General features: G+C 66.8%; 13 protein-coding genes. 4 read left to right on the top strand and 9 right to left on the bottom strand.

The genetic code is table 11. The features are described from left to right. Positions 1-2 precede the first annotated feature (2 nt). From KZ810_RS10150 to cyoA, 5 genes are read right to left on the bottom strand one after another with little or no spacing between them, the layout of a single operon-like run. A complete protein-coding gene (locus KZ810_RS10150) occupies positions 3-710 on the bottom strand; it encodes an SURF1 family protein (protein ID WP_219768951.1) in 708 nt (235 codons plus the stop codon). Beyond that, a complete protein-coding gene (cyoD, locus tag KZ810_RS10145) occupies positions 707-1,138 on the bottom strand; it encodes a cytochrome o ubiquinol oxidase subunit IV (protein ID WP_373369149.1) in 432 nt (143 codons plus the stop codon). The genes KZ810_RS10150 and cyoD overlap by 4 nt, the downstream gene beginning before the upstream one ends. Further along, positions 1,135-1,770 carry a cytochrome o ubiquinol oxidase subunit III gene (cyoC, locus tag KZ810_RS10140; RefSeq protein WP_219768950.1) on the bottom strand — a complete coding sequence of 212 codons (636 nt, stop codon included), beginning with the start codon at positions 1,768-1,770 and terminating at the stop codon, positions 1,135-1,137. The genes cyoD and cyoC overlap by 4 nt, the downstream gene beginning before the upstream one ends. Positions 1,771-1,773: 3 nt before the next feature. Further along, positions 1,774-3,780 (bottom strand): cytochrome o ubiquinol oxidase subunit I, encoded by a 2,007-nt coding sequence (cyoB, locus tag KZ810_RS10135; protein ID WP_219768949.1) that lies wholly within the window; start codon positions 3,778-3,780, stop codon positions 1,774-1,776. 5 nt (positions 3,781-3,785) lie between these two features. Continuing rightward, the gene (gene cyoA, locus KZ810_RS10130) at positions 3,786-4,931 is read right to left on the bottom strand and encodes a ubiquinol oxidase subunit II (RefSeq protein WP_219768948.1); all 1,146 of its coding nucleotides are present in this window, start codon (positions 4,929-4,931) and stop codon (positions 3,786-3,788) included. A gap of 111 nt (positions 4,932-5,042) precedes the next feature. On the opposite strand from cyoA, the gene KZ810_RS10125 reads away from it, so the two are divergent. Both KZ810_RS10125 and KZ810_RS10120 read left to right on the top strand, forming a co-directional pair. Beyond that, positions 5,043-6,371: an MFS transporter gene (locus tag KZ810_RS10125; RefSeq protein WP_219768947.1), complete on the top strand. Its 1,329-nt coding sequence runs from the start codon at positions 5,043-5,045 to the stop codon at positions 6,369-6,371. A 180-nt stretch (positions 6,372-6,551) separates the two neighbouring features. Next, positions 6,552-7,847, top strand: a complete 1,296-nt coding sequence (locus KZ810_RS10120; RefSeq protein WP_219768946.1) for an MFS transporter — start codon at positions 6,552-6,554, stop codon at positions 7,845-7,847. Here KZ810_RS10120 and KZ810_RS10115 read toward each other — a convergent pair. Next, positions 7,834-8,370: a (2Fe-2S)-binding protein gene (locus KZ810_RS10115; RefSeq protein WP_219768945.1), complete on the bottom strand. Its 537-nt coding sequence runs from the start codon at positions 8,368-8,370 to the stop codon at positions 7,834-7,836. The two genes, KZ810_RS10120 and KZ810_RS10115, sit on opposite strands and share 14 nt — an antisense overlap. A 103-nt stretch (positions 8,371-8,473) precedes the next feature. On the opposite strand from KZ810_RS10115, the gene KZ810_RS10110 reads away from it, so the two are divergent. Next, positions 8,474-9,769, top strand: a complete 1,296-nt coding sequence (locus tag KZ810_RS10110) for a sugar MFS transporter (protein ID WP_219768944.1) — start codon at positions 8,474-8,476, stop codon at positions 9,767-9,769. Positions 9,770-9,822: 53 nt separating this feature from the next. Here KZ810_RS10110 and KZ810_RS10105 read toward each other — a convergent pair whose 3' ends face one another. From KZ810_RS10105 to KZ810_RS10095, 3 genes are all read right to left on the bottom strand, one after another. Next, the gene (locus KZ810_RS10105) at positions 9,823-10,947 is read right to left on the bottom strand and encodes a CaiB/BaiF CoA transferase family protein (RefSeq protein ID WP_219768943.1); all 1,125 of its coding nucleotides are present in this window, start codon (positions 10,945-10,947) and stop codon (positions 9,823-9,825) included. Between the two features lie 61 nt (positions 10,948-11,008). Further along, the gene (locus KZ810_RS10100; protein WP_219768942.1) at positions 11,009-11,356 is read right to left on the bottom strand and encodes a DUF6285 domain-containing protein; all 348 of its coding nucleotides are present in this window, start codon (positions 11,354-11,356) and stop codon (positions 11,009-11,011) included. Next, complete coding sequence (locus tag KZ810_RS10095) at positions 11,353-12,381, bottom strand: phosphotransferase family protein (RefSeq protein ID WP_219768941.1); 1,029 nt, start codon at positions 12,379-12,381, stop codon at positions 11,353-11,355. The genes KZ810_RS10100 and KZ810_RS10095 overlap by 4 nt, the downstream gene beginning before the upstream one ends. Before the next feature lie 82 nt (positions 12,382-12,463). Between KZ810_RS10095 and KZ810_RS10090 the strand changes: the two genes are divergently transcribed. Continuing rightward, entirely contained in the window at positions 12,464-13,825 is a 1,362-nt protein-coding gene (locus tag KZ810_RS10090) for an acyl-CoA dehydrogenase family protein (protein WP_219768940.1), read from the top strand. Positions 13,826-13,862 lie beyond the last annotated feature (37 nt).

Here is a 13,862-nt window from a genome sequence, read left to right as displayed (position 1 = left end):
GCCTAATCGTCGCGCCGGTCGGTACGCAGCGCGCGCGCGAGCAGCACCGCGACGAGCGCGGCGAGCCCGAACCACGTCAGCGCGTAGACGAGGTGGTTGTTGGGGAAACGCACCACGGTCAGCCCGCCGCGCGGCCAGTCGGACCGCACGGGCTCGCCCGCGCGGGCGTCGGCATCGATGAAATAGGGGGCGACGCGCACGAGCCCGCGCTTAGCGGCGATCGCGACGACGTCGCGCGAGTACCAGCGGTCGGCGGCGGGATCGTTGTGCCGCAGGAAACCGCCGCCCGGCTCAGTGACGCGCAACAGGCCCGTGACGCGTTGCTCGCCCGCCGGCGCCGGATGGCGTCCGCGTTCGCGCGCCGGCACGAAGCCGCGGTTGACCAGCACGGTCCACCCGCCGGTATCGAGCGGCGTGATCACCCAGTAACCCGCCCCCAGTTCGGTGGTCGCCTGCGTATATGTATCCGCGCCGATGCGGAAACGACCGGTCGCAACCACCCGCGTGTAGGCGTCGTCTTTCCCGATCTGCCGCCACCGTGGCGGGGCAGGGGCCGCGACCGGCGCGGCGTTCAGCCGGTGCTCGACACGCGCGATCAGGTCAAGCTTCCACGCGCGCCGCTGAACCTGCCATACACCCAGCGCGATCAGCACCGCGATCGCAGCGGCGCCGAGCGCAAGCGGCAGGACGCGGACGCGCGCGAGGCTCACATCTGGTCCGACATCTCCGCCGCCGAGGTCGGGTTCATCGGCGGCATCATGTTCTGGTTCATGTGGAACATGACCCACAGCGACCCCGTCAGCGCGATCACGACGATGATGATCGTGAAGATCAGCGACATCAGCGTCCAACCGCTCTCCGACTTGCGGTTCATGTGAAGGAAGTAGATCATGTGAACGACGATCTGCACGATCGCGAGCACCATGCAGATGCCCGCCACCACCGACTTGTCGCTGATCACCCCCGACATGACGAGCCCGAACGGTATCGCGGTCAGGATCACCGACAGCACGAACCCGGTGACGTAGCTGCCGCGCGAGCCGTGCGCCGCACCACCGTCGACATGGTCGCTGGTGCCGCGGTCGTGCGCGTGGCTCTCCATGTCAACCGCCTGGTGCTGGTTGGTCGGCGCGCTCATCGCAGCACTCCCAGAAGATAGACAAAGGTGAAGACGCCGATCCAGATGACGTCAAGGAAGTGCCAGAACAGTGATAGGCACTGGAGCCGCCGCATGTTCGCGTCGATCAATCCCTTGCGCGATACCTGCACCATCAGCGTCACCAGCCAGATGATGCCGAAGGTGACGTGCAGGCCGTGCGTGCCCACCAGGGTGAAGAACGACGACAGGAACGCCGACCGCCATGGCCCAGCACCCTCGGCGATCAGGTTCGAGAATTCGTACAGCTCAATGCCAAGAAAACAGAGGCCGAAGACGCCCGTGATGGCGAGCCAGCCGAGCGTCGCGCCCTGTTTCTTCTCGTCCGCCGCCAGCATCGCGAAGCCGTAGGTGATCGAGGAGAATAGCAGCATCGCGGTGTTGACCGCGACCAGCGGCAGCTCGAACAGCTCGGACGGGCGCGGGCCGCCGGCATAGCTGCCGCCGTAGACGCCCCACGCCGCGAACAGCATCGCGAAGATGAGGCAATCGCTCATCAGGTACAGCCAGAAACCGAGCATGGTGCTCTGGCCCGGCGGATGCTCGTGCGGGTCGGTGTCGTAGAAGGACACCGCGTCCTGCGCGCCGGGGGGCACGTTCGTCGCGCTGGTCATGCCTCAGGCCCCCGCGGCTGCATTGGCGAGGATGCGCGTGCGCTCCTCCTCGGTCCGCGCCACCTCATCCGCGTGGATGTGGAAATCGCGGTCGTAGTTGAAGGTGTGGAAGATCGACACCGCCAGGATACCCGCGAAGCTCAGCGCCGACAGCCACCACATGTACCAGATCATCGACAGGCCGAACGCGACCGACAGCCCGGCGAGGATCACCCCCGTGCCCGTGTTCTTGGGCATATGGATGTCGCGGAAACCCGTCAGCGGGCGACCCGCGTTGCGTGTCTTCATGTCGTAATAAGCGTCCAGGTCGTGGATGACGGGGGTGAAGGCGAAATTGTACGCCGGCGGCGGCGACGAGGTCGCCCACTCGAGCGAGCGGCCGTCCCAGGGATCGCCGGTCCAGTCGCGCAACCGCTCGCGGTCGCGGAAGCTGACGAAGATCTGTATCAGGAAGGCAGCGATGCCGACCGCGATCATCACGACGCCGACGGCGGCGATGATGAACCAGATCTGCAGGCTCGGATCGTCGAAGTGGCGCAGGCGGCGCGTCACGCCCATCAGGCCGAGCACGTAGAGCGGGGTAAACGCAACCCAGAAGCCGACGACCCACGACCAGAAGCTGACCTTACCCCACCACGGATCGAGCTTGAAGCCGAACGCCTTGGGGAACCAGTAATTGATCGCGGCAAAGGCGCCGAACATCACGCCGCCGATGATCACGTTGTGGAAGTGCGCGACCAGGAACAGCGAGTTATGGAGCTGAAAGTCCGCGGGCGGCACCGCCAGCAGCACGCCCGTCATCCCGCCGATGACGAAGGTCAGCATGAACGCGACGGTCCACATCATCGGCAGTTCAAACCGGATGCGCCCCTTGTACATCGTAAACAGCCAGTTGAAGATCTTCGCTCCCGTCGGGATCGAGATGATCATCGTCGTGATGCCGAAGAAGCTGTTGACGCTCGCGCCCGACCCCATCGTGAAGAAGTGGTGCAGCCATACGAGATAGGCGAGGATGCAGATGACGAGCAGCGCGTAGACCATCGACGTATAGCCGAACAACCGCTTGCCCGAGAAGGTCGAGGTCACCTCGCTGAACACGCCGAACAGCGGCAGAATCAGGATGTACACCTCCGGGTGACCCCAGATCCAGATCATGTTCACGTACATCATCGGGTTGCCCCCGCCGGTGTTCGTGAAGAAGTGCGTGCCGACGTAGCGGTCGAGACTGAGCATCGCGAGCACCGCGGTCAGCACCGGGAAGGCGGCGACGATCAGCACGTTGGTGACGAGCGCCGACCAGGTGAAGATCGGCATCTTGAACATCGTCATGCCCGGCGCGCGCATCTTGACGATCGTCGCGATCAGGTTGACGCCCGATAGCAATGTCCCGACGCCCGCGATCTGCAGCGCCCAGACATAATAGTCGACCCCCACGTCGGGCGAGTAATCGAGCCCCGACAATGGCGCCATCGCGAGCCAGCCGGTGCGCGCGAACTCGCCGACGAACAGGCTCGCCATGACGATGACCGCACCCGCCGCGGTCATCCAGAAGCTGAAATTATTGAGGAACGGGAAGCTCACGTCGCGCGCGCCGATCTGCAACGGCACCACGTAGTTCATGATGCCGGTGACGAACGGCATCGCCACGAAGAAGATCATGATGACGCCGTGGGCGGTGAACACCTGATCATAGTGGTGCGCGTTCAGATATCCCTCGTTCGCGCCGAACGCCATCGCCTGCTGCGCGCGCATCATGATCGCGTCGGAGAATCCGCGCAAAAGCATAACGGTGCCGAGGATCATGTACATGATCCCGACCTTCTTGTGGTCGACGCTCGTGAACCACTCGGTCCACAGCCACTTCCACAATTTGAAATAGGTGATCGCGCCGACGAGCGTGATGCCGCCTAGCATCACCGCGATGAACGTGCCGAGAATGATCGGCTCGTGTATCGGGAAGCTCTCCAGCGTCAGCCGGCCGAAGATGGTCTTGAGCAAGGTGTCGGACATATCGCTTAGCCCTGTGCCGATGCCGCGACGCCGGGGCGGTGCGCGGGTTCCAGGCGGGTCATGTTACGGTTGCTCGGCGCACCGCGTTCGCCAGACCCCTCGGCGGGACCGCGCGGCGCGGTGAGGTGAGGGGCCGCGCCCTTCTCGTCTGCGTCCTTGCGCAGCGCACCCTTGGGTGCGTCGACCGGCGGGCGGTCGTTGACGGGGGCGTGGCTGCCGGGCTCGGCCATGTCGTGCGACATGACGTCGCTCATGCACGGCGTGCCCGGCTTCACGCACATCTGCGTGATGCGGCGGAATAGGTCGCCGTTGACGCCGCCGAAGCGGATCGGCTGCACGTTCTCGCTCGGCTGCTCAAGCTTCAGATAGGTCGCATCGGTCAGCCGCGCCTGCGCCGCGCGGGTCTGCGACGCCCAGCGCGCGAAGCCCTGATCGTCGACCGAGTAAGTCCAGAACGTCATGCCTGAAAAACCTGCGCCGCTGTAATTGCCCGAGCGCCCTTCGAAGCGTCCCGGCTTATCAAGCACCGCGTGAAGCTTCGTCTCCATCCCCGGCATCGTGTAAATCATGCCGGCCATCGCGGGCACCCAGAAGGTGTTCATCACCGACGATGAGGTCATCCGGAAACGGACCTGACGGTTCATCGGCAGGACCAACTCGTTGACGGTCGCGATCCCCTGCTCGGGGTAGATGAACAGCCACTTCCAATCGAGCGCCACCACCTGCACCTCGAGCGGGCGGTCGTTGGCGGCAAGCGGCTTGTCGGGCGCAAGCCGCCCGAGCGGGCGATACGGATCGAGCAGGTGGGTCGACACCCAGGTCAGCGCGCCCAGCGCAATGATGATCATCAGCGGCGCGGCCCAGATCACGAGTTCGAGCCCGGTCGAATGGTCCCAGTTGGGCGCGTATTCGGCGTCCTTGTTGGTGGCGCGATACTTCCACGCGAACAGCACCGTCAGCACCATGACGGGCACGATGATCAGCAACATCAGCGCGGTCGACCACAGGATCAGATGGGCCTGCTGGCGCGCGACGTCGCCCGCGGGGTTCATGACCACCATGTCGCAGCCCGACAACGTTCCCGCCGCGCCGATCGCGAGCAGGGGAGCGAGCCAGGCGGAGCGCCGGTGCAAGGAGGGCCGGTTCTTCATCACGATCGAGCTAGGCTCCGTTGTGCGGCTGCGAAATAGGACAATTTGTCCTATCCCACCCCGCGCGCATGGAACCTAAAGCGTCCAGCTAGCTTCGGAGTTTCATAACTTATGGCCCAGTCGATCGCTTCGTCCGCGCCGCTCGAGCGCGATGCCCGCGCCGTCAACACGCGTGACGAGCACGGCGCCAATCCGGGCGAGATCGCTATCGGCGTCATCATCGGGCGCACGAGCGAATTCTTCGACTTTTTCGTCTATGCGATCGCCTCGGTCCTTGTGTTCCCGCAGATCGTGTTCCCGCAGCTCGACCGCGTGTCGGGCACCTTGTGGTCGTTCGGGCTTTTCTCGCTCGCGTTCATCGCACGTCCGATCGGCACGCAGATATTCATGCGGATCGACCGCGAGCTCGGCCGCGGTACCAAGTTGACGATCGCGCTGTTCCTGCTCGGCACATCGACGGTCGCGATGGCGTTCCTGCCGGGGTATGCCTCGGTCGGCATCTTCTCGCCGCTGCTCCTCGCGCTGTTCCGCATCGGGCAGGGCATCGCATTGGGCGGCGCATGGGACGGGCTCGCTTCGCTCCTCGCACTGAACGCACCCGACAAGAAGCGCGGCTGGTGGGCGATGGTACCGCAGATCGGCGCGCCGCTCGGCCTGATCGTCGCTGCCGGATTGTTCGCCTTCGCGCTCGGCACGCTGTCTCCCGCCGATTTCCTGTCGTGGGGCTGGCGCTACCCGTTCTTCGTCGCCTTCGCGTTGAACGTGGTGGCACTGTTTGCGCGGCTGCGCATCGTCGTGACGCCCGAATATACCGACATGTTCAAGTCGCGCGAGCTGACACCTTCGCGGGTCACCGCGACGTTGAAGGCGCAGTGGCGCAACATCATCATCGGTGCGTTCGCTCCGCTCGCCAGCTTCGCGCTGTTCCACATGGTGACGGTGTTCCCGCTGTCGTGGGTCGCGCTCAACACCAGCGAGAACATCACGCGCTTCCTGCTCATCGAGATGTTCGGCGCGACGGTCTGCGTCGGCGCGATCGTCGCCTCGGGACTGCTCGCCGATCGAATCGGCCGCCGCTCGCTGCTCGGTTACACTGCGGCTGCGATCGCGGTGTTCAGCGGGTTCGCCCCGCAGCTGCTAGACGCCGGATACGTCGGCGAGGCGATGTTCATGGTCAGCGGTTTCGTGCTGCTCGGCCTGTCGTTCGGTCAGTCGTCGGGCGCGGTCACCAGCAATTTCCCCAAGCGCGCACGCTACACGGGCGCGGCGCTCACGTCCGATCTCGCCTGGCTGTTCGGCGCCGGCTTCGCGCCGCTCGCCGCGCTGGTGCTGGCGGAGGAGTTCGGGCTCGTCGCCGCGGGCACTTATCTTCTTTCGGGCGCGGTCGGCACGCTGGTGGCGCTCGGGCTCAACAAGGAACTGGCGCGCCGCCTCGACTGATCGGCGCGACGACGCCTGACGCACCCGCCGCGCGCGGCGGGTGCTGGTATCGCGTTCGTCACGATGGCATGGCTACCCCGTTGAAGCGGGAGGGGCCATGCGGACGGCGATCACCACGGAACGGCGTAGCCTGACCAGCCGAGGCGGTGCGCGTCGCCCACGCGATCAGGCACGCGCCGCGTGAGCGACGATCGGGCGCGTCGGCTGCGATCGATCCTCGGCGGGTCGGCGGGCAACCTCGTCGAATGGTACGACTGGTACGCCTATTCGTCGTTCACGCTCTATTTCGCGGCGCAATTCTTTCCCGCGTCCGACCAGACCACGCAGCTGCTCAACAGCGCGATCATCTTCGCGGTCGGCTTCGTCATGCGTCCGGTCGGCGGCTGGATCATGGGCATGTACGCCGACCGTCGCGGGCGCAAGGCCGGATTGACGCTGTCGGTGACGCTGATGTGCGCGGGCTCACTGATGATCGCGCTTACCCCGACCTACGCCACGATCGGCTGGCTCGCCCCCGCGATCCTGACGATGGCGCGGCTGATGCAGGGGCTGTCGGTCGGCGGGGAATATGGCGCGAGCGCGACCTATCTGTCCGAGATGGCGGGCAGGGACCGACGCGGGTTTTTCTCCAGCTTCCAATATGTCACGCTGATCGCGGGGCAGTTGACCGCGCTATGCGTGCTGCTGCTGCTCCAGCACGTGATGAGCGAGGCCGCGCTCGAGGCATGGGGCTGGCGCATCCCGTTCGCGATCGGCGGCGTGCTCGCGGTGGCGGTGTTCTGGTTGCGCCGCCGCCTCGCCGAGACCGAGAGCTTCACTAAATCGCAGGAGCGCGGCGCGCAGGATACGGCTGCCCACGCGTCCAGCCTGACCGCGCTGTTGCGGCAGCACCCGCGCGAGTTCGTGACCGTGCTGCTGCTGACCGCGGGTGGTACGCTCGCCTTCTATGCGTACTCGATCTACATGCAGAAATTCCTCGCGAACTCGGCCGGCTTCTCGCGTCAGACCGCGACGTGGATCAGCGCAGGGACATTGTTCGTCTTCATGTGCCTGCAACCGCTCGCCGGCGCTCTGTCGGACCGGGTCGGGCGCAAGCCGTTGATGGTGGCGTTCGGCATCGCGGGCGTGATCTTCACCTGGCCGATCTTCTGGGCGCTCGAACATACCGGCAGCGCGGCGGTCGCGTTCGCGATCGTGCTGTTCGCGCTGGTGATCGTCACCGGCTACACCTCGATCAACGCGGTGGTGAAGGCGGAGCTGTTCCCCGCGCACATCCGCGCGCTCGGCGTCGCCTTTCCCTACGCGGTCGCGAATGCCGTATTCGGCGGCACCGCGGAGGCGATTGCCTTGAAATTCAAGCAGGCTGGCTGGAAACAGGGCTTCTACTGGTATCTGACCGCGATGATCGCGGTGTCGCTGGTCACCTATCTGCGCATGCCCGACACGCGCGCCACCAGCCGGATCAGCGAGGACTGAGCGCGGGCACCGCGCGCGCCGCGTCCGCGGGGTCGATACCGGGGCGCGCGCCTGCCGGGATCGTCTCGTCGCCGCGCATCGCGCGTCCCGCGCGCTGGATCGCGGCGATCAGCCGGGGATAGATGCCGCACGGGCAGATGTTGGTGATCGTCGCCTTGATCTCCTCTTCGCTCGGCAATACATTGCGTTTCAACAGTGCGGCGGCGGCGATCACGATGCCCGGAATGCAGAAACCGCATTGCGTCACGTTCTCCGCGATCAGCGCGAGCTGGACCGGGTGATCGCGCTCGCGCGATAATCCCTCGATCGTCGTGACGAACGCCCCCTCGCAGCGCGACAGCGGCAGCTGGCATGCGCGCACCGCGCGGCCATCGACGTCGACGGTGCACGCGCCGCAGCTTCCGGTGCCGCAGCCGTATTTTGCGCCGGTCAGGTTCGACCCGTCGCGCAGCGCCCACAGCAACGGGGTGTCCGCGACCATCAGATACTCGACCGGTTCGTTGTTGACGGTTAGACGGGTCATGAACGATGCCATAGCGCAAGTCGCGGTCGGGGCATCGCTTTGTTACGGCAATAAGGGGCGGACACGTCGACGGCGTGGCGCGCGAAGGGGAGTATAGGAGCGCATGCAGGCAATGAATTCCGCACCCGCGGCGAGCGGGGATGCGAGCCACGGCTACGATGCGCCCGACCTGCGCATCTTCGTTTTCGCGCTGTTCTTCATCTTCGGCGGCATCACCAGCCTTAACGACATCATCATCCCGAAGCTGAAGGAGCTGTTCACGCTCACGCACGCCTCCGCGATGCTGGTGCAGACCGCCTTCTTCTTCGCCTACGCGCTCTTCTCGCTGCCCGCTGCCGGGATCGTGCGCCGCTTCGGCTATATGCGCACCGCCTCGATCGGGCTGGTGACGATGACCGCGGGATGTCTGCTGTTTATCCCCGCGTCCGCCAATGCCGCGTTCGGGCTGTTCCTCCTCGCGCTGTTCGTGCTCGGCGCGGGCATCACCATCGTGCAGGTCGTCGCCAACCCGCTGATCTCGTTGCTCGGCAAGCCGCAGAGCGCGTCGAGCCGGCTGACCTTTGCGCAGGGGTTCAACTCGCTCGGCACCACGCTCTTCCCGCTCGCAGGGTCGGCGCTGATCCTGGGCGGCCTCGCCAACCAGAGCGCGTCGACGCTCAGCGGCGCGGCGCTCGACGCCTACCGCGCGGAGAGTTCGCGCACGATCGTCCACACCTATCTGGGTCTCGCGGTCGCGCTGCTGGTGATCGCGGGAGTCGTGTGGACGCGGCGTAACCGGCTGAACGAGGAGCAAGAGGATGCAGGCAGCATCTTCCACGCGCTCACCCTGCTAAAGCGTCCGCGCTTCGCCTGGGGCGTCGCGTGCATCTTTCTCTACGTCGGCGCAGAGGTGTCGATCGGGTCGCTGATCGTCAATTACCTGATGCAGCCGGGCGTCTGGGGCGTCGCCGACAAGGTGGCGGGCGATCACGTGCCGTTCTATTGGGGCGGGGCGCTCGTCGGCCGGTTCATCGGCGCGTGGGTGCTGACCAAGGTGTCGCCGGGCAAGGTGCTGGCCGCGGTCGCGGTCGCCGCGATCACGCTGATCCTCGTCTCCGCCAACGCGCAGGGCGCGATCGCGGGCTGGTCGCTGCTCGCGATCGGTCTGGTCAATTCGATCATGTTCCCGACGATCTTCAGCCTCGCGAGCGAAGGGCTGGGCAAGCGCGCGGCCGAGGGGTCCGGCGTGATCGCGACCGCGATCGTCGGCGGCGCGATCGTGCCGTATCTGACGGGGCAGCTCGCCGACACAAGCGGCAGCCTTCAGTTCGCGCTGATCCTGCCCGCGCTCTGCTACCTCGTGATCGCGGCTTACGGCGTGTTCGCGCGCAAGCCCGCGCCGGAACTAGCCGCGGCCTGATCGCTCCCCCGGGTGCGCTGTCCGCCGCGTGGCAGGCAGCGCATCCCCTCGAGTCAGTGACCCAGTGCGGCGATCTCCGCGTCGCCGAAGCCCAGCTCGCGCAGCAGCCCCGCGTCGTCGCGCGCGCCCGCCATCTGCGGCACGACGGTGTCGCTCACCGAATAGCGCGGTGCGGGGGCCGGCTGGGACACGCCGCCCGCCTCGACGAACGCGCCGCGCGCGACATTGTGCGGATCGGCGCGCGCCTCGTCGAACCCGAGCACGGGCGCAAAGCAGATGTCGTGTCCCTCGAACAGCGCCACCCATTCGTCGCGGCTGCGAGTACGGAACAGCGCGGTCAGCTCGTCCTTGAGCGCGGGCCAGCCGCCTTGGTCCATCTGGCGATCCCATTTGGCGTCATCCAGGCCGGCGACGCGGCGGAACTCGGCATAGAATTGCGGCTCGATCGCGCCGAGCGAGACGTATTTGCCGTCGCTCGTCTCGTATGTGTCGTAGAAATGCGCGGCGGTATCGAGCAGATTGGTGCCGCGCTCGTCGCGCCAGCGTCCCATCGCGCGAAATCCCCACATCATCGACATGAGCACCGACGATCCCTCGGTCATCGCCGCGTCGACCACCTGACCCTCGCCGGTGCGCTGCGCGTGGAGCAAAGCTGCGAGCATCCCGAAGGCGAGAAACATTGCGCCGCCGCCGAAATCACCCGCGAGGTTGATCGGCGGCGTCGGCTTCTCGCCAGCGCGGCCGAGCGCGTGGAGCACGCCCGACAGCGCGACATAGTTGATGTCGTGCCCCGGTTCGTGCGCGCGCGGTCCCGTCTGCCCCCAACCGGTCATCCGTCCGTAGACGAGCCGCGGATTGTCGCCGAGCAGCACGTCGGGGCCGAGCCCGAGGCGTTCCATCACGCCAGGGCGGAATCCCTCGATGATCGCGTCCGCGTCGCGGACGATCCGCCGCACCGCCGCAATCGCGTCGGGGTTCTTCAGATCGAGCGACACCGACCGGCGGCTGCGCAGCAGCGGGTCCTTCGCATCGATCGCGAGCGACAGGCCGCCCGGCCTCGTACGGTCGATGCGGATCACCTCCGCACCATGGTCCGCCAGCATCATCCCCGCAAATGGCCCCGGCCCGATACCGGCGAACTCGACCACGCGTATGCCCGAGAGCGGTGGCTTGCCCATTCATTCCTCCCCGATCGTTTCAGGCAAGCCTATAGCCGCACCGTGAGCAGCACAACAAAAGTTATGGCGTAAGTTGGTGCGCGTAACGCGGCTGGTCGATCGCGAGCGTATCGAGCGCACATTGCCGCAGATGCTCGATGAGGGCGGGCTCGTCGGGCGCGATCGTGCCGCCGCGGATCGCCGCCACCAGCGCGCGGTCGAGTTCGTCGCGCGTCCCTTCCTGTCGCAGCAGCGCGCGCATCCGTGCGGCGGCGCGCGCGTCGGCGTCGGGGCCGAGCATCAGGTCGCGGCCTGCGATCTCCAGCGCGTTGCGCGCGACGCGCATCGCGAAGGGCGGGGCGCTGCCGTCGACGGGCATCCAGGCGGCGACCCCCGCGACGAGCTCGGCGGCGGTTGGGTGCGTGATCACTGGCGTGCCGCCTCGATGATCGCGACGATGTCGGCCTCGGCTTCGGACAGACGGCGGCCGATCACGCCGCGCTCGGGCCCGGCGGCGGGGTCGGCGGCGAAGGTCGCGTACATCATCGTCGTCATCACCCCCCATTTCAGGCTGCCGAGCATCGACCAGAATTCGACGCGCGCCGGATCGATCGGTTCGCCGCCCGCCTCAGTGTAGCCCGCAAGCAGATCGTCCACGTCGCCGAAGCCGCCGACGCGGCGATGTGGTTGCCCGAAGCGCCAGCTCGCGGTGCACAGCCAGCCGAGATCTTCCGCCGGGTCGCCGACGTGCGCGAGTTCCCAGTCGAGCACCGCGACCAGCCCGTTGGCGGGATCGACCATCAGATTGCCGTTGCGAAAATCGCCGTGGATCAGTCGCGGCGCGACCGCGTCGCGTGGCAGCCGCCGCTCGAGCCAGCGAAACGCCGCCTCGATCGTCGGGCGGACCGCACCCGACGCGCGCCACGTCGCCTCGTAGCGTGCGAGCGTCGCGGCGGCGTCGACGTGATCGAGCGTTGCGGGCGGCGTGACCGCGTGGATACGCGCGAGCGCCGCGCCGCATTGGCGCGCCAGGTTCGGGCGGACCGCTGCGAACGCGGGATCGGTCGCAATCCGCTTGCCCAGCGTCTCGCCAGCTACGCGGTGCATCACATAAGCGTCGCCCAACCCGCCATGGCCGTCATCGCAGTCCGCGCAGACATGCGCGATGCGCGGCGCGGGCACGCCCGCCGCGACCGCGCACGCGATCACCTCGGCCTCGCGGGCGAGCGGTGCGGCCGACGGGTCAGCGGATGCGGGGGCGGGGGTGGCGGCGCGACGTCGCAGGATCAACGGTACGCGCCCGTCGGGTGTCACTGCGTCGAACGACCAGGTTTCCATGCTGGCGCCGCCGGTCAGTCGCGACAGATCGGCGATCGCGTACGCGCCGGGGGCGAGCCAGGGCGCGATCCGGCCGAGCCGCTCGGCGATGTCGTCCCTGCTCAGCCGCTCGGTCATCCGTGCTCCCGTAAAGGGGATGTAAAACCTGTGGACACGCGCTACGCAAGTTAAAAGACTCGACTTAAATCGGGAGAAGGCGATGGACTTCGATCTGCCGGCCGCACTGCGCGACTATCTGGGTACGCTCGATGCCTTCATCGAAGCCGAGATCAGGCCACTCGAGCAGGCCGACGACAACGTCCGCTTCTTCGATCATCGCCGCGAATATGCGCGGACCGATTTCGAGTGCGACGGTCTGCCGCGCCCCGAGTGGGAGGCGCTGCTCGCCGAGGCGCGGCGGCGCGCGGACGCGGCGGGGTTCCTGCGTTTCGCGATGGACCCGAAATTCGGCGGGCAAGGCGGCTCGAACCTCTGGATGTGCGTGATCCGCGAATATCTCGCCGCCAAGGGCCTCGGCCTCCACAACGACCTGCAGACCGAACATTCGATCGTCGCCAACAACCCGTTCGCGCGCATGTTCGACGATTACGGCACGCCCGCGCAGAAGGCGGAGTTCATCCCGGGCATGTTCGACGGCACGCGCCGGATCACCTTCGGGCTGACCGAGCCGGACCACGGATCGGACGCGACGCACATGGAGACGCGGGCGCAGCGCGAAACCCGCGACGGGGTGCCCGGCTGGGTGCTGACCGGTGAGAAGATGTGGACGACGGGGATGCATGCCGCGACGCACTGCGCCCTGTTCGCGCGGACGAGCGGGGAGGACGGGGCGGCGCGCGGGATCAGTTGCTTCCTCGTCCCCGTCGACCGCGCGGGCGTCGACATCCAGGAATATCTCTGGACCTTCAACATGCCGACCGACCATCCGCGGGTCCGTTTCGACCAGGTGTGGGTGCCCGACACCACGTTGTTCGGCGAACCCGAGAACGGCCTGCCGCTCGCGCAGAGTTTCGTGCACGAGAATCGGATCAGGCAGGCGGCGTCGAGTTTGGGCGCAGCGAGCTACTGCGTCGAGGAGTCGATCCGCTACGCCCGCGCGCGCAAGCCGTTCGGAGAGGAGCTGGCGCGCAATCAGGCAATCCAGTTCCCGCTGGTCGAACTCGCGACCCAGATCGAGATGTTGCGGCTGCTGATCCGGAAGACGGCCGCGGACATGGACGCCATGCCCCACGCCGAGGTCGAGCGCCGGCTGTCGGACAAGGTCAGCATGTGCAATTATTGGGCGAACCGGCTGGTGTGTGACGCCGCCGACCGCGCGATGCAGGTCCACGGCGGGATCGGCTATTCGCGACACAAACCGTTCGAGCACATCTACCGCCACCACCGCCGCTACCGCATCACCGAGGGCGCCGAGGAGATCCAGATGCGCAAGGTGGGCGCGTTCCTGTTCGGGTACATGGGCCCGCGGCGCGCCGAATTGTCGGCGCTCGACTGGTCCGACGTCGACTATCGCGCGCAGTCGCAGATCCGCCCGCGCTCGGGCGCGCAGGCATTGGGTTAGGCCGCGACGCACGGGGCTGGCACGGGCGAAATTAGCT

It is taken from the genome of Sphingomonas citricola, assembly GCF_019429535.1.
Taxonomy (GTDB): Bacteria; Pseudomonadota; Alphaproteobacteria; order Sphingomonadales; family Sphingomonadaceae; genus Sphingomonas; species Sphingomonas citricola.
This window is presented reverse-complemented; position numbering and strand designations above follow the sequence as displayed.